Genomic DNA, 14,325 nt, shown 5'->3' with positions numbered 1-14,325 from the left:
CCGCGACGCCGATCGCACCCTCTCAGTGGATTTGCATGCGAAGGCCTGGGCCTCGCTCCTCAACACAGCGCAAGGAGACCCTTACATGAGCGCCAAGGAAAACACCGCCATCAACCAGCTCTTCGAGCGGTTGGAGTGCCGCTACGCTTTGCGTGTGCTCTGGGCATTGCGGGACGGACATCCCCAGACCTTCCGCTTGCTGCAAGACAGCGTGGGCGGCATCACGCCCAACACGCTCAACACCCGCATCAAGGAGCTGCGCGAGGCCGGCTTTCTCGACCACAACAGCGATGGCTACACGGTCACCCCCTCCGGGCAAGACCTGCTCAAGCGCCTGTCCGACGTGCAGGCCTTTGCCACGCGCTGGGTGGCGGCGCAGACCAAGAAGTAAATTCCCGCCCGCCGAAGCCCTTTTTTGCCCCCTGGAGCCCGCCTTGTGCGGGCTCTGTGTTTGGCAGGCGGGTATGATCGCTGCTGGTAGCAAAGCACTCACAAAGGATTTACATGACCACCGTCACCACCCCCTCCGGCCTGCAGTACGAAGACACGGAAGTTGGCACCGGCGCCGAAGCGGCCAAGGGCCAACAAGTCACCGTGCACTACACCGGCTGGCTCTTCAACAATGGCGAGCAAGGCGCCAAGTTCGACTCCAGCAAGGACCGCAATGACCCCTTCGTGTTCCCCCTGGGCGCCGGCATGGTCATCAAGGGCTGGGACGAAGGCGTGCAGGGCATGAAGGTGGGCGGCAAGCGCACGCTGATCATCCCCGCTGAATTGGGCTATGGTGCACGCGGCGCAGGCGGCGTGATTCCTCCCAACGCCACGCTCAAGTTTGACGTGGAACTGCTGAAGGTCTAAGCAACGCAGGCCCCCTGGCCTGTGATCTACACCTTCCCAAAAACTGCACATGGCGCCCAACCTGTGCAGTTTTTTCATATCCGGGCCCGCCTAGTGGAGGCTATTTGGCGAGGGGCTCGGACTGCCGGGTGCAGCAGCTCACCGCCCAGGTCACGAACACGCCCAATGGCACGCCAAACACCGCGGCCAGCGTGGGCTGGATGCCCCACCACAGATGGGCCGAGGCCTGCGCCCCGGGCGCCAGGCTGTTGATCGGCATGTTGACGACCATGTAGTACAAGGTGATGCCCAGGCCCGCTGCCATGCCGCAGACAGCGCCCCGCCGCGTAGCGCCGCGCCAGTACAGGCCCAGCAGCATGGCTGGCACAAAGGCCGCTGCAGCGATCGAGAACGAGGCCGACACCAGCACCAAAATGCCCGAGCTGCGCACCGAGGCGACGGCCGCGGCCGCAAGCGCCACCAGCAGCAAGGTGAACTTGGACAGAATCACGCGCTGCTGCGGCGTGACCGACTTGCCCCGCTCGACCAGGTAGAGATCGCGCACCAGCGCATTGCTGATGGTCAGCAGCAGACCATCGGCTGTCGATAGCGCAGCGGCCAGCCCGCCGGCCGCCACCAGGCCCGAGACCACAAATGGCAGGCCGCCCAGCTCGGGCGTGGCCAGCATGATCAGGTCAGCGCCCAGATGGATCTCACCCCACTGCACAATGCCGTCGCCGTTCACATCCTCGATCGACAGCAAGGCGTTGTCCATGCGTGTCCACTGCGCAATCCAGGCCGGCAGCGCATCGAAATGGCTGCCCACCAGGCCTTGCATCACCTCCAGCTTGACCAGGGCGGCGAGCGCGGGCGCACTGGTGTAGAGCAGCACCACAAAGAACAAGGTCCAGACCACCGAGCTGCGCGCGGCAGCCGGGCTGGGCAAGGTGTAGTAGCGGGTGAGCAAATGCGGCAGGCCGGCGGTGCCCAGCATCAGGCAGAACATCAGCGCCATGAAGTTGCGCCGCGACAGGCTCTCTTGCTCCTGCGCGCTTTGCTCCGAGCCCAGCATCGGCGCATAGGGCAAGGTGTGCTGCGGCATGCCGCCCAGCGGCTGGGCGCGGGCATAGTTCTCGCGCATCGCCGCCGTCCACAGCTCGCGCGCGCTGGTCTCGTCCTGCGGCAGCGCTGCCAGCTCCCGCCCGGCGGCCAGCACCTGGTTCAGGTCAGCATTGCTGATGCGCAGCTGCTGCACCTTCTCCTGCAGGCGCGTGCGCTCGGCCTCCAGTGCGGCGGGAATATTGCGCAGCCGCGATTCATACAGCATGCCCTTTTGCAAAAACACCAGCTCCACATCGCGCTCGGCCGAATCGCTCAGCAGCCCCTTCTCGTACTCGGCGATCTTGCCCAGATCCTGGGTGTAGGCCACGGCGGCGACCGGGCTGCCCAGGCGCTGGTAGGCCAGCCAGGAGACCGGAATCAGAAAGGCCAGCAGGATCATCACATACTGCGCGACCTGGGTCCAGGTGATGGCACGCATGCCGCCCAGAAAGGAGCAGACCAGCACGCCGCCCAGCCCCAGCATGATGCCGATCTCGAACTGCACGCCGGTCAGCCGCGAGGCGATCAGGCCCACCGCATAGATCTGCGCCACCACATAGGAAAACGAGCACATCACCGCAGCGACAGCGGCAATCACGCGCGGCCAGCGCCCGCCATAACGCAGCTGGAAAAAATCGGGCAAGGTGTAGAGATTGAGCGCACGCAGCTGCGGCGCAATCAGCAGCGCCACCAGCACAAAGCCGCCGCTCCAGCCCAGCAGGTAGGCCAACCCCCCGGCTTGCTGGCTGGTGCCGGCAAAGCCCTGCAAATACAGCGCGCCCGACAGCGATAAAAAGGACGCCGCGCTCATCCAGTCGGCCGCAGTGGCCATGCCGTTGTAGAGCGGCGGAATGCGGCGCCCCGCGACGTAGTACTCCTCCGAATCGGCCGTGCGCCCCCAGACGCCAATGGCCGCATACATCATCACCGGCACAAACAGAAAGAGCGGGCCGATCCACTGGCGCGACAGACCGGCGCGCTCGGCCCAGGCCACCAGGCCGATGAAGCAGCCCAGGCCCAGCAGGTACAGCACAAAGAACTTATGGTTTCGTGCCATGGTGACTGCGGGCAACCTGCACGTCTTTCTCCGGATGGCGGTGCATGTACAAGGCGTAGCCGGCAACCAGCAGCACATACAGCACCGGCAGCACCGATGCCCCATAGAGGTAGGCCGTGCCATTGCCCCAGATCGCATCGATCTCGGGCGCCCAGTACAGGCCGCCAAAGGTGCTGAGCACCAGCACCAGCAAGACCAGCAGCTTCATCGCGTTGAGTGGCATGGGTTCAAAAGGGGCAGGGTTGGGGTGCGAGGGATCCATCGGGGCCTTTCAAGCCGAATGACTGAGACAGCAGCAGGCTGCAGCCCGCATTCTTGCATTTTGTCGCAGATGGGACTGGTTTGCCCAGCGCCTTAGGGGAAGCACCGTGATCGCCCGCGACATCGCTTTTGATAATGCCTGCACAGGCTTGGGCCGCGCTGCAGCAAAGCCGGGCACTGCCAACGACGACAAAAAACAGACAGGAGACAAGCATGACCCTTCGCACATCGACCGCTGCTGCCAGCTTGCTGGCATGCGCCACCTTGGCCGTCCAGGCCGCCGGCATCTCCGATGACAAAGTCAGGATCGGCGTGCTCAGCGACATGTCGGGCCAGTACGCAGACTCGGGCGGCAAAGGCTCGGTCGAGGCGGCCAAGATGGCGGTCGAAGACTTTGGCGCCAAGGTACTGGGCAAGCCGGTGGAAGTGGTCTTTGCCGACCACCAGAACAAGGCCGATATCGGCGGCACCAAGGCACGCCAGTGGTGGGATGCCGAAGGTGTGGACATGATCGTCGACATCAACAACTCGGCCATCGCCGGCGCGGTGTTCACGATGGCCAAGGAGCGCGGCAAGGTCGCCATCAGCACGGGCGCACTGTCCACCGGGCTGACCAATGAATTCTGCGGCCCCACCTCGATCCACTACACGGTCGATTCGTACTCGCTGGGCAAGTCGGCGGTGCAAAGTATCCTGGCCCAGGGCAAGAAGGACTGGTACATCGTGGCCGTCGATTACGCCTACGGCAAGGTAACGGCAGCCACGGTCACCGACTTCGTCAAGGAAGGAGGCGGCAAGGTGCTGGGCACCGTCTACCACCCCTTCAATGCCAGCGATTTCTCGTCCTTCATGATGCAGGCCCAGGCCAGCAAGGCGCAGGTGATCGCGCTGGCCAATGCCACGCAGGACACCGTCAACTCCATCAAGACGGCGCGTGAGTTTGGCATGACCAAGAACCTCACCTTTGTGCCCCAGCTGATCTACATCAACGATGCCCATGCGATGGGGCTGGAGCTGGGCCAGGGCCTGACCTTTGCGACCGCTTTCTACTGGGACCGCAACGATGCCTCGCGCGAATGGGCCAAAAAATACCAGGCCCGCATGAAGAAGATGCCCTCGATGAACCAGGCCAGTGTCTACTCGGCCGTCACCCAGTACCTCAAGGCCATCGAGGCGGCGGGCACCGACGACGGCCTGGCCGTGACCAAGCAGCTCAAGACCATGAAGATCAACGACATGTTCTCGCAAAACGGCTATGTGCGCGAGGATGGCCGCATGGTGCATGACATGTTCCTGGTGCAGATGAAGACCCCCAAGGAATCCAAGGGCCCCTGGGACTACTACAAGGTCCTCGACACCATCCCGGGCGAACAGGCCTTCCAGCCGCTGTCCAAGAGCACCTGCTCGCTGGTCACGCAGAAGTAAGCGCGGTTGCAGCGCAGGCGCCGTGGGAGCGCCTGCGAAAGCACCTGCCAAGGCGACTTACAAATAAATACGATTGCGGGCGGGGCCTTTTAACCCCTTGCGGGCGGGCAGCGCGATTCAGGGCAGACCACCACTTCTGCAGCGCCCTGCCATGCACACCATCCTCCCCCCCGCCCCTGCTTCGTGCCGCGCACGCAAGCCCCGTAGCCTCCACGCACTGGCCGCATGGGCCCTGCTTGCCAGCATCCTGCTGGGCAGTCTGCCCGCACAGGCCAGCCAGCTGGCTGATGTGCAGATCATTGACCGCAGCAGCGGCCAGCGCCTGCCGCTGTACTACCACCAGGGCGAATACTGGGTGGCGGGCCAGCCGGGCAGCAGCTATGCGGTCGATATCAACAACCGCAGCCGGGGCCGCATCCTGGCCGTGCTCAGCATTGATGGCATCAACGCCATCAGCGGCCAGGCCGCCGCAGCCGTGCCCGACGATGGCTATGTGCTGGGCAGCGGCCAGCAATGGGCCATTGCAGGCTGGCGCAAGAGCGACCAGCAGGTGGCGGCCTTCTATTTCTCGCACAGCGAAGACGCTTATGCCGCACGCACCGGCCGGCCGCGAGATATCGGCGTGATCGGCGTCGCGGTGTTCCGCGAGCGCGCCCCCCTGCCCCAGCCCCCGATCGCACGCAACAGTGCCGCGCAAAAAAGCACGGCACCGGCTGCCGAAGCCAGCATCGCCGATAGTGCAGCGCCTGCGATGCCCAGCGCCTCGGTGCAGCCGCCCACAGCCGCTCCTGCGGCATCTGCGGCCCTCAGTGCCTCGGCCGCCGCAGAATCGCGCCAGGCCAGCGCGCCGGCCGCCGCGCCCACGCCGGTGGCACCGCGCCTGGGCACCGGCCATGGCGCGCTGGAGCGCTCCGCCACACGAACCACCGAGTTCCACAGCGCCAGCAGCAGCCCGGCGCAGATCATCCGCATACGCTACGACAGCTATGCCAACCTGGTGGCCCAGGGCGTCATCCGCGCGCCGCAGCCCGCCGTGCAGCCGGCGCCCCGCCCCTTTCCGGCATCGCCCTCTGGCTATGTACCTGATCCGCCTGCCTATTGAGGGCCAGCAGCCGCAGGCATCGCCGTGCTGCGGCGTGCGATTTTCTCCACATGGGCCACCAGCGGGCGCAGGCTTTTGCATAATCTGCCGCATGGTAGATGCACTGCAAGACGACCAAGCGCTGATGCTGGCCTACGCCGGCGGCCAAGTCGCGGCGTTTGAGCAGCTCTACCAACGCCACAGCCAGCGCCTGTGGCGCTATTTTTTCCGCAATACCGGCAATGCTGCGCTCGCCGATGACCTGGCGCAGGAGACCTGGTTTGCCGTGGTCGATGGCGCCCAGCGCTACCAACCCCAGGCGCAGTTCACGACCTGGGCGTTTACCCTGGCCCACCACAAACTGGTGGACCACTGGCGCCGCCACAAAGCCCACCGCAGCCTCGATGAAGAGGACAGCGAAGGCATGCGCCTGGCCGAGACCTTGTTTGCCAACTCCGGCTTTGACCCCGAGCGCCTGCAAGGCCGCAAGGACCTGGCGCGTGCTTTGCTCGCTGCCCTGGCCCAGTTGCCGCCCGAACAGCGCGAGGCCTTTTTGCTGCAGGCTGAGGCCGATATGTCGGTGGCCGACATTGCCGCGGCTACGCAGGTGACCCAGGAAACCGCCAAAAGCCGCTTGCGCTATGCCCGCGCCAAACTGCGCCAGGCCATCGAGGTGACCGCATGAACACACCGCAAGACCCCAAGCGGCCCGATGCCCTGGTCGACCTGTACCGCGAGGCCAGCGCGCAGGACGCCGGCCCGAGTGACGCCAGCACGGCGCAGATCCTGGCCCATGCGCGCGCCAAAGCCGCACAGGGCCCCGGGCCAGCCGCTACGCCTACCGATCTGGACAGCCCCGGTCAGCCAGGCCAGCACTTCCGGGGCGAGGCCGCCAATGACCGCCGCTGGTGGCTGCAGGCCCTGGGCAGCCTGGCTGCCATTGGCCTGGTCAGCTGGCTGGCGCTGCAGCACCTGAATGAGCCCGGCGCGCCGCAGCTGGAGGCGCCGCAGATGGACAGCGCGCCCAGCGCTGCATCGGCACCGCCTCCACCACCTAGCGCACCCGCCGCACCCACCGCCGCCGACAGGGCGGCGAGCCCCGACAGCGCCAAGATGCGCAGCGAAGTGGCGCCCATGGGCCAAGCAGCAAGCTCTGCCGCCGATGCAGCGCCCCCGCCTGCCCCCGCTTCTGCTGGCGCAGGCGCGAGCAGCGCCAATACCGCACCCGCGCCAGCCATCGCACCCGCCCCGCAGGCAGAGCCCCGCATGCCGCCGGCAGCCGCGCCTACGCCAGTAGCGCCGCCGATGCCAGCACCTGCGGCACCCGCTACAGCCGCCGTTGCACCCGCATACCCTGCTGTCTCACCCGCTGCCAGAAAGCAGGCCGCCGAAGAAAAACGCGCGGCCGAGCGGCCAGCGCCACCGATAGCCGCAGCACCGGCTGCATCAGAATCTGCCTCCGCGCTGGCCGCTGCGCCCACCCTGCCCCCATGCAGCGCCGATCTGGACCCCCAGGCCCTGGCCGAGCAGCGCCGCCGCATCCCTGCCTATGACAAGACCTTGGCCGCTGGCTTGCCAGCACCTGCACCGCTGCCGGTATGCCGCCCCGCGCCCGCCCATGAGGCAGAGCCTGCACAGCCAGTGGACAGCCGCTGAGTCCCCGCCAAGCAGTGTGCAGACATAAAAAAACAGGCCTGCATGTAGCAGGCCTGTTGGCTTGGTATCAGCGAAGAAGTGGTGCAGGATTTAGGCAGACCTAAGCCAGCAGGTCATAGAGCCCATAGCCCAACCCGGCAACGCCAATGGCCAGCAGCAGGCAGGAGGCCACCAGCAAGATGCGCTTTTCGCGGGCGGGCGAAATCAAGCTGCGCACCAGGAGCGCAATGAGGCCCAGCATGCTGAAATCCAGCACCACCCAGACAACGGTCAGCACCGCCAGGCTGTGGTCGGGCGCAGGCAACACGCCCATGAACTGAGGCAAGAACGAGGCAAAGAAAATGATGTCCTTGGGGTTGGAGACACCAAGGATAAAGCCCTGGCTGAAGCCGCCTTGCTGGCTGCCGGTGGCCGGTTCCGCAGTCATGGCCCTGCCGGGCTGGGCATCCATCACCCAGGCGTCGCGGATCATGCCCCAGGCAATCCAGACAATGTAGAGGCAGCCGGCCACGCGCACCAGCTTGAACGCAGATTCATCGATAACCAGCAAGCCCTTGATCAGCAGCGCCGACAGAAAAATCAGCACCAGCGATGCCAGGTTGGTGCCACAAATGGTGGCAAACGCATGGCGCATGCCGCCCACGAGGCCCGCTCGGGCCACCAGCAAGGTCACGGGGCCCGGGGTGATCAGCAAGGTAATGACCGACAGCGCAAACAGAAACACCAGCGAAAGATTGAGTTCAGACATGGGCAGCAGAGAGCGGGAAGAACGCGCGCCTGCAGTGCAGGGCAAAAAGCGCGATTGTGCCGCGAAGCACCGCGCAATTCAATGTATTGGGCAGTCACTTGCCAAGCAGCGCCAGCGCCCATCCGCCGATAAAAAACCGGGCCGCTCGCCCGGTGGGTGAATGCGGCTGGCGCGTGCTTACATCGCCCTGGCGTTAAATCGCAATCCCCAGGTCATCCCAGTCCGCCAGCTTGCCGCCAGCGGCGGTGAATTTTTGGTACGCGCTTTGGCGTTCGGCATCGATTTCGGTATTGCTCGCGCCACGCTTCCAGTAGCCAGCAATCGACACATCGGCCTTGTCCATGCCCAGCTCCGACTGGAAGTATTTGCGCATCGCGCGCATCTCATCGCGCTCACCCGCGCCCCAGATCACATGGCCAGCTGCGCCCGCCAACTGGCGCGCCTGCTGCAGCAACGGGTCGCGCCCATGCCCTGGCAAGCGCTGCAGCTGCAGGCCAGCCACCCGTGGCAGCTCCGCAATCCCATGCAGATCGTCGCTGGCAATCCAGCCTACGCCGCCCAGCCCTGCGGGCCAGCGTTGCAAGATCGAGTAGAGCGCGGGCAGGCCCGAATCATCACAAAACAGCGCCACAGGCCGGCCCTTGGCGTCGGGCAGCACGATGTTGACGCGGGGGCCTGTCAGCCGTACCTGCTGGCCAATGGCAGCCTGCGCGGCCCAGCGCATCATGGGGCTGTCGCCGCCATGCATCACCACATCAAACTCGGCGCAGCGGCTGTGCGGCGCAAAGCTTCGCACGGTATAGACGCGCGAGACCGCAGGTGCCTGAAGATCCGGGTACACACGGAAAGCCACATTCGCCTCATCCCAGACCGGGTCGTTGCCGACATCGCCCAGATGCATGCCCACGCGCAAGGTGTGGGGCGACGGGCGCTGCAGCGAGACGATGGTGGCATCGATCTGGTGCAGTCCGCGCTGGTGCTCCTGGTCGCGAGGCGCCTGCGCGGCCACTGGGCTGGAAGATGGGTTGGGAGAAGCGGAGGAATGGGACATCGATACACAGACCGCATGGGCCATCGAGTGCGTGGAGAAAAGAGCTTGGCTGGCTGACAGACCGCAAGGGCCTGCCGGTGGCTAGCAAAAACGACCTTGGAGACGCTGAGGTCCCGGGTCGCCCCACGATGAAACGGAAGCAAAGAGCCGCGCTGTGGCTGACGCTCTCGATGGCGGGATCATAAATCAGTTGAGAATGAATATCATTTAATACCCATACCTTTCACGCAGCCTTTGCAGCCAGCTATGCACTGATCTTACGCCGCCTTGCTGCTCTCGACCATCTCCAGCGCCGCGCCATGCGGCACCCGGATCAGCCGATGGGCATCGACCCCATTGCTGGCGGCGATGGCCACCAGGCGTGTGTAGGTAGCTTCATCGATGCTCGGCGTGCGCGACAGAATCCAGGCGTACTTGGCCGCATCACCGACCACCACGGCGTGTCCTGCATCATGGTCGACATAGACCACATGGTAGCCGGCATATAAAGGGCGAAAGAACGACACCTTCAGCGAGCCCAGTTCCGGGCCGGACAGCAGCTTGGCCACCGCAGTTGCCGACTTCCATTGGCCACGCTCCGGGTCAAAACCGCGATTGGTGACCTGCACCGTGCCATTGTCTTGCAACAAGTAGTCTGCGGTGCAGGAGGTCAGTCCGCGCTCAAACACATAGTCAATCCGTGCCAGCTCATACCAGTGGCCCATGTACTGCCGGACATCGAAGTCCTGCACAGGGCGAACATTCTTGGGCACCCTCACCCGCTGGCCGGTGTACCACAGCGCAGACACTGCTGCCGTCAAGGCTATGGCCAGCGGCAAGGAGGAGGTTCTGGAGGAGGCCGATGCCTCAGGTGTGCGGCGCATAAGAGGGTTCCTTCCAACAAAACCCTTTTGTACCGCCGATGGCAAGCGGCCTGCGTAGGCCTTGCCACGGCAGCGGCCTAGGTGCATTCCGACACATCGTCAGGGTCTGCACCGCGCGCCCTGCAGCGGCGCGTCAATTGCCTTTTTTGGGCACCACATTCTTGGGCAGCACCATCAGCACAAAGAGCGCAAACAAGGTGCACAAAATGGCAGCGGCCTCTTCACCTGCGCCCACCGCCATGCCAATCGCTGCGGTGAACCAGATGCCAGCGGCGGTGGTCAGGCCCTTCACATCCTCGGTGTTTTCCTTGGCGGGTTTCAAGATGGCGCCCGCGCCCAAAAAGCCCACGCCAGCAATCAGCCCCTGGATTACACGGCTGGAGTCCATCGGCGTCATGCCCATCAGTTGCGCCACGGCCAAAAAGGTGGCAGCACCCATGGCCACCAGCATGTGCGTGCGCAGGCCGGCAGCCTTGCCGCTGGCCTCTCTTTCATAGCCCAGCATGCCGCCCAGCAGGGCCGCAAGCAGCAGCTTGAAAATGATGCGCGTGGCCTGCGCCAGATCGGTCAGATCAGACAGCTCGCCAGCGATGGTGTGAATGATGGTTTGGAACGCGGAGTCAGAAGCATTCATGGCTCGGGCCTTGGTGCATCACGCAGCAAGGCGGCCACGTTCCATGGCCGCCTGCATGCAGAAAGTAAAAAGACCTCCCTCGCAAAAGCCAGGGAGGCTGCTTGAATTACCAGCGGTAATTGTTCTTGGTTTCCCAATCCTTGACCTGCTGCTCGGCAGCATCTTTCGCAATACCTTCACGCTCTTGGATGCGGCCCACCAGCTGCTCGCGCTTGCCGTCGACCACGTCCAGATCGTCATTGGTCAGCTTGCCCCACTGCTCTTGGACCTTGCCCTTGAATTGCTTCCAGTTGCCTTTGATCGTGTCTTCGTTCATCTGTCACTCCTTGCGGGTTTGCGGGTTAATCGGCTTGTGTGGTTTCAGTGTCACACCCTCACGGCCCCCGCATTGCAGTCGTGCAAGCAGCATTACCGTAGGGACTCTCCCACAGCGTGGCGAACACGGCGGATTTGCGCCCCCTATACAACAGAGCATGGCTTTGTCTATAGCCATTCCATACCCAGTACATCTTGTAAAGCGCATACTGGGGGTGGCGACGAGGAGCGGCCTCGCATAGAACCGGCATTCCAGCGATATTCAAGGAGTTGAAAGCCATGACTTATGCATCCAAACCCCTTCCGGCTCAGGCACTGAGCCAAGAAGAGATTCAAGCCCGTTATGAAAAGGACCGAATTTCTTACCCCGACGGTGTTCCCCACTCCCGTATCACCTGGATAGAAAGGCCAGAGTACAAAGGCAATGAACTCAGTTACCGGGGCCAAAAGCCCAAGACGATCGTGACCTTGGCCAGCTCGGCAAGTCCGACCATCCCCTCTTAGAACCTGTTCAAAGTCTCCTCGCGCCGCGACAGTGTCTTTGCGAGATGGGATGCGAGGGGGGCGCCCAGCCGCGCAATACCGCAGCAATAGCCATGATGCTATTGCGAGGATTTGCAACGACGCAGACCGCCCCTGCCCGGGCGGCCCTAGCCGGGCGCCCCTTCCCGGGCAGCGCAAAGCCACTGTCCCTATGGGTTGGAGTGAAATCGGGCGATTTCTGCGTGCTGGCCCTTGCTTGCACCCCGGTGCAAGCTGCGCTCCATCCCTTCGAACTCATCCCGATTGCACTCCAACTCGGCTGCGTAGAGACTTTGAACAGGTTCTTAGCGCCATGCCTTTGGTGCACTAAACCTTGGCCCGTTGACGGGTGATCCTCCACCCACCCTTGCCACTTTTGCAAGCCCTCTTGGAGGGCTTTTTTCTTGCACAGCGCGGCATGCGCCGCTTCTCGCAGCAGCCCGCGGGGTTGTAAGCTTGTATGAGGACTCGGGTGCTAGGATTGCGGCTCGCAACACAACCCTGTCTCTATCTGATGTCTCCGCTGAACGGTGCGCAAGCCGCGCACGCCACTCCGCTTGCAGGAAAGCTCTCCAACCGCGCATTCAACGCCCTGGCCCGCCACAACATCACGACCGTGGAAGAAGTCATCGCCGCCTATCCCGAGCGGCTGCTCAAACTGGCCGGCTTTGGCCTGCAGTCCCTGCGCGAGGTGGAGGCCGTTTTCTTTCCAGGTCAGTGCTATCTGGCTGAACTCAAAGATGGGCAACGCCCCACCAAGAAGATGCATGGCGCCCCGCTGGCTGCCTTGGGCCTGGCCACGGCGGCCTGAGCCGCTGACGGGCCGATATGCGATCCCCATATCGCCAGCGCCAGCGCCAGCGTGTGCTGCATGCCCCAGGCCAAGCTGACCTGCTCAACAACGAAGCGGCCATCTCGCAAGGAGACAGCGCCTTGTAGCGCATGCGGCCCATAGCCCCGCACCGCCGACGCCAGCGCAGCCTCAGCATGTACATGCGCCCAGCGATCAACAGGCCGCCCACTCTGGGGCTATTTCGCTGCAGCAAAACGCACCAAACGCTGAATATGCGCCCCCTTGATGGCTGCGGTATTCGGATGCGGTCGGGGAAGTATTTATGGCGCGCGATGAAACCATCAGCATATCGTGCTCTGTAAGATACTGCGATAAACACATCTGCATGGAGCTAGAGCATGGCAGCACCGCAATGGTTGAATCGCGCATCACGCCTTGTCGCCGCATCGCTTTTGGGGGCGGTCAACGCCGTTGCGGCTCCCGCTTCGCCTCCGCAACCCTATCCCGACGCTGCAGACAGCGACCCCGTCAAACTGGGCTGGATGGTGGGGTCGCCGCCGCCTGCAGACCGCATTCTGCGGTTTGACGACGGCTCGTATTTCCAATTCCCGGCGATGCGCTGGAGTGTCTCGCACTTTCGCGAGCTGATGCCGACCGTCAATATCTCGCGAGGACTGCGGCCTGCCGCTACGCTGCGCAGCGCCTTGCGCGATGATATTGACGGCGTGGAATTCAAGCGCCTCGATACCGGTGAAACAATGCGCTGGCGGGACTCACTGGCCGCCAACTACACCGACGGCATCGTCGTGCTGCACCAAGGCCGCATTGTTTACGAGCGCTATGCCGGCGCACTCCAGCCCGATGGCCAGCATGCGGCGATGTCGGTCACCAAGTCCTTTGTCGGCACCTTGGCAGCGATGCTGGTCGCAGAGGGAACACTGGACCCCGACCGCAAGGCCGCAGACTATGTGCCCGAACTCGCCATGTCTGCCTTTGGCAGCGCCACGGTGCGCCAGGTGATGGACATGACCACCGGCATCCGGTTCAGCGAAGACTATGCCGACCCCCAGGCAGAGGTCTGGGCCCATGCGGCCGCAGGCAATCCACTGCCCAAGCCCAAGGACTTCACAGGCCCGCGCAGCTACTATGAGTTTTTGCAAACGGTCCAGCCGCAAGGCATGCACGGTGAGGCATTTGGCTACCGCACCGCCAATACCGATGCGCTGGGTTGGATCATTGCGCGCACCAGCGGCCAGTCCGTCGCGCAGCTCTTGTCCAGCCGCATCTGGAGCCGCCTCGGCGCCGAGCAGGATGCCTATATGTCCGTCGACGCGACCGGTACCCCGTTTGCCGGCGGCGGCTTGAACACCGGCCTGCGCGACCTGGCGCGCTTTGGCGAGATGGTGCGCAACAACGGCTTTTTCAATGGCCAGCAAATCATCCCTGCAGCCGCGATCGCCGACATCCGCCAAGGCGGCAAGCCTGCCGACTTTGCCAAAGCCGGCTACGCCCTCTTGCCGGGCTGGAGCTACCGCAATATGTGGTGGGTCACGCACAATGCCCACGGCGCCATTGCCGCACGCGGCGTGCATGGGCAGGCGCTCTATATCGATCCGACCGCGCAGATGGTCATTGCGAGATACGGCTCGCACCCGGTGGCTGCTAATGCGGCAAATGATCCGATGTCATTGCCTGCGTTTGAAGCGCTGGCGCGGCATTTGAAGAAACACCCGCGTTAGGAATATTGAGATTTCGTAGAGAAAACCTTGCCACCCTCTGCAAAAAGAGGCCAGGAATGAAAAAACCGCCCAGAAGGCGGTTTGTTCAAAATAGAAACCTTGGAGAGGTTTCATACCAAATCCCTGTGATCCTGAAGTCTGGTTCTCTTCAGAGGGAAAATTTGGTAGGCGCGATTGGACTCGAACCAACGACCCCCACCATGTCAAGGTGGTGCTCTAACCAGCTGAGCTACGCGCCTGTC

Annotated in this window: 15 protein-coding genes and 1 tRNA gene; 8 read left to right on the top strand and 8 right to left on the bottom strand. The window is 63.6% G+C overall.

What is annotated here, in order from left to right; translation table 11 throughout:
* Positions 1-85: 85 nt before the first annotated feature.
* Positions 86-391 carry a winged helix-turn-helix transcriptional regulator gene (locus DCO45_RS06110; RefSeq protein WP_027010615.1) on the top strand — a complete coding sequence of 102 codons (306 nt, stop codon included), beginning with the start codon at positions 86-88 and terminating at the stop codon, positions 389-391.
* Positions 392-504: 113 nt separating this feature from the next.
* Positions 505-858, top strand: coding sequence for an FKBP-type peptidyl-prolyl cis-trans isomerase (locus DCO45_RS06105; protein WP_116925004.1), 354 nt, complete (start codon positions 505-507; stop codon positions 856-858).
* Between the two features lie 100 nt (positions 859-958).
* Here DCO45_RS06105 and DCO45_RS06100 read toward each other — a convergent pair whose 3' ends face one another.
* Both DCO45_RS06100 and DCO45_RS06095 read right to left on the bottom strand, forming a co-directional pair.
* Positions 959-2,995 carry a VC_2705 family sodium/solute symporter gene (locus DCO45_RS06100; protein ID WP_116925003.1) on the bottom strand — a complete coding sequence of 679 codons (2,037 nt, stop codon included), beginning with the start codon at positions 2,993-2,995 and terminating at the stop codon, positions 959-961.
* On the bottom strand, positions 2,979-3,257 hold the full coding sequence (locus tag DCO45_RS06095) for a hypothetical protein (RefSeq protein WP_116925002.1): 279 nt from the start codon (positions 3,255-3,257) through the stop codon (positions 2,979-2,981). The genes DCO45_RS06100 and DCO45_RS06095 overlap by 17 nt, the downstream gene beginning before the upstream one ends.
* A 212-nt stretch (positions 3,258-3,469) precedes the next feature.
* Here DCO45_RS06095 and DCO45_RS06090 point away from each other — a divergent pair, with 212 nt between their 5' ends.
* The 4 genes from DCO45_RS06090 to DCO45_RS06075 all read left to right on the top strand — a co-directional run bounded on the left by DCO45_RS06090 (position 3,470) and on the right by DCO45_RS06075 (position 7,418).
* Positions 3,470-4,681 (top strand): ABC transporter substrate-binding protein, encoded by a 1,212-nt coding sequence (locus tag DCO45_RS06090; protein WP_116925001.1) that lies wholly within the window; start codon positions 3,470-3,472, stop codon positions 4,679-4,681.
* A gap of 151 nt (positions 4,682-4,832) precedes the next feature.
* Positions 4,833-5,783 (top strand): hypothetical protein, encoded by a 951-nt coding sequence (locus DCO45_RS06085; RefSeq protein ID WP_116925000.1) that lies wholly within the window; start codon positions 4,833-4,835, stop codon positions 5,781-5,783.
* A gap of 91 nt (positions 5,784-5,874) precedes the next feature.
* Positions 5,875-6,447, top strand: a complete 573-nt coding sequence (locus DCO45_RS06080) for a sigma-70 family RNA polymerase sigma factor (protein ID WP_232539570.1) — start codon at positions 5,875-5,877, stop codon at positions 6,445-6,447.
* Positions 6,444-7,418 (top strand): hypothetical protein, encoded by a 975-nt coding sequence (locus tag DCO45_RS06075; protein WP_116924999.1) that lies wholly within the window; start codon positions 6,444-6,446, stop codon positions 7,416-7,418. Before DCO45_RS06080 ends, DCO45_RS06075 begins: the two co-directional genes overlap by 4 nt.
* A 100-nt stretch (positions 7,419-7,518) precedes the next feature.
* Here DCO45_RS06075 and DCO45_RS06070 read toward each other — a convergent pair whose 3' ends face one another.
* The 5 genes from DCO45_RS06070 to DCO45_RS06050 form a co-directional block, all read right to left on the bottom strand.
* The gene (locus tag DCO45_RS06070) at positions 7,519-8,166 is read right to left on the bottom strand and encodes a LysE family translocator (RefSeq protein WP_116924998.1); all 648 of its coding nucleotides are present in this window, start codon (positions 8,164-8,166) and stop codon (positions 7,519-7,521) included.
* 193 nt (positions 8,167-8,359) lie between these two features.
* Positions 8,360-9,217, bottom strand: coding sequence for a siderophore-interacting protein (locus DCO45_RS06065; protein WP_182345299.1), 858 nt, complete (start codon positions 9,215-9,217; stop codon positions 8,360-8,362).
* A 257-nt stretch (positions 9,218-9,474) separates the two neighbouring features.
* Positions 9,475-10,080 carry a lipocalin family protein gene (locus DCO45_RS06060; protein ID WP_165841129.1) on the bottom strand — a complete coding sequence of 202 codons (606 nt, stop codon included), beginning with the start codon at positions 10,078-10,080 and terminating at the stop codon, positions 9,475-9,477.
* 133 nt (positions 10,081-10,213) lie between these two features.
* Entirely contained in the window at positions 10,214-10,714 is a 501-nt protein-coding gene (locus DCO45_RS06055) for an MgtC/SapB family protein (protein WP_116924996.1), read from the bottom strand.
* A gap of 106 nt (positions 10,715-10,820) precedes the next feature.
* Positions 10,821-11,030, bottom strand: coding sequence for a CsbD family protein (locus tag DCO45_RS06050; protein ID WP_116924995.1), 210 nt, complete (start codon positions 11,028-11,030; stop codon positions 10,821-10,823).
* Positions 11,031-12,065: 1,035 nt separating this feature from the next.
* On the opposite strand from DCO45_RS06050, the gene DCO45_RS06045 reads away from it, so the two are divergent.
* Together DCO45_RS06045 and DCO45_RS06040 are read left to right on the top strand one after the other, a co-directional pair.
* On the top strand, positions 12,066-12,362 hold the full coding sequence (locus tag DCO45_RS06045; RefSeq protein ID WP_165841128.1) for a DNA-directed RNA polymerase subunit alpha C-terminal domain-containing protein: 297 nt from the start codon (positions 12,066-12,068) through the stop codon (positions 12,360-12,362).
* Positions 12,363-12,886: 524 nt separating this feature from the next.
* On the top strand, positions 12,887-14,083 hold the full coding sequence (locus DCO45_RS06040; protein WP_232539661.1) for a serine hydrolase: 1,197 nt from the start codon (positions 12,887-12,889) through the stop codon (positions 14,081-14,083).
* A 162-nt stretch (positions 14,084-14,245) separates the two neighbouring features.
* On the opposite strand, the gene DCO45_RS06035 is transcribed toward DCO45_RS06040, so the two are convergent.
* Positions 14,246-14,322: transfer RNA gene (locus tag DCO45_RS06035), tRNA-Val, on the bottom strand.
* Between the last annotated feature and the right edge of the window lie 3 nt (positions 14,323-14,325).

The sequence above is a fragment of the Comamonas sp. JNW genome, from assembly GCF_003105075.1.
In the GTDB taxonomy this organism is placed as follows: Bacteria; Pseudomonadota; Gammaproteobacteria; order Burkholderiales; family Burkholderiaceae_C; genus Comamonas; species Comamonas squillarum.
The sequence above is the reverse complement of the archived record's forward strand: the minus strand, read 5'-3'. Positions and strand labels throughout refer to the sequence as shown.

Bases quoted from the DNA above. Each gene is read 5' to 3' on its own strand.
- DCO45_RS06110 (WP_027010615.1), top strand. From the start codon at position 86: ATGAGCGCCAAGGAAAACACCGCCATCAACCAGCTCTTCGAGCGGTTG.
- DCO45_RS06105 (WP_116925004.1), top strand. From the start codon at position 505: ATGACCACCGTCACCACCCCCTCCGGCCTGCAGTACGAAGACACGGAA.
- DCO45_RS06100 (WP_116925003.1), bottom strand. From the start codon at position 2,995: ATGGCACGAAACCATAAGTTCTTTGTGCTGTACCTGCTGGGCCTGGGC.
- DCO45_RS06095 (WP_116925002.1), bottom strand. From the start codon at position 3,257: ATGGATCCCTCGCACCCCAACCCTGCCCCTTTTGAACCCATGCCACTC.
- DCO45_RS06090 (WP_116925001.1), top strand. From the start codon at position 3,470: ATGACCCTTCGCACATCGACCGCTGCTGCCAGCTTGCTGGCATGCGCC.
- DCO45_RS06085 (WP_116925000.1), top strand. From the start codon at position 4,833: ATGCACACCATCCTCCCCCCCGCCCCTGCTTCGTGCCGCGCACGCAAG.
- DCO45_RS06080 (WP_232539570.1), top strand. From the start codon at position 5,875: ATGGTAGATGCACTGCAAGACGACCAAGCGCTGATGCTGGCCTACGCC.
- DCO45_RS06075 (WP_116924999.1), top strand. From the start codon at position 6,444: ATGAACACACCGCAAGACCCCAAGCGGCCCGATGCCCTGGTCGACCTG.
- DCO45_RS06070 (WP_116924998.1), bottom strand. From the start codon at position 8,166: ATGTCTGAACTCAATCTTTCGCTGGTGTTTCTGTTTGCGCTGTCGGTC.
- DCO45_RS06065 (WP_182345299.1), bottom strand. From the start codon at position 9,217: ATGTCCCATTCCTCCGCTTCTCCCAACCCATCTTCCAGCCCAGTGGCC.
- DCO45_RS06060 (WP_165841129.1), bottom strand. From the start codon at position 10,080: ATGCGCCGCACACCTGAGGCATCGGCCTCCTCCAGAACCTCCTCCTTG.
- DCO45_RS06055 (WP_116924996.1), bottom strand. From the start codon at position 10,714: ATGAATGCTTCTGACTCCGCGTTCCAAACCATCATTCACACCATCGCT.
- DCO45_RS06050 (WP_116924995.1), bottom strand. From the start codon at position 11,030: ATGAACGAAGACACGATCAAAGGCAACTGGAAGCAATTCAAGGGCAAG.
- DCO45_RS06045 (WP_165841128.1), top strand. From the start codon at position 12,066: ATGTCTCCGCTGAACGGTGCGCAAGCCGCGCACGCCACTCCGCTTGCA.
- DCO45_RS06040 (WP_232539661.1), top strand. From the start codon at position 12,887: ATGGTGGGGTCGCCGCCGCCTGCAGACCGCATTCTGCGGTTTGACGAC.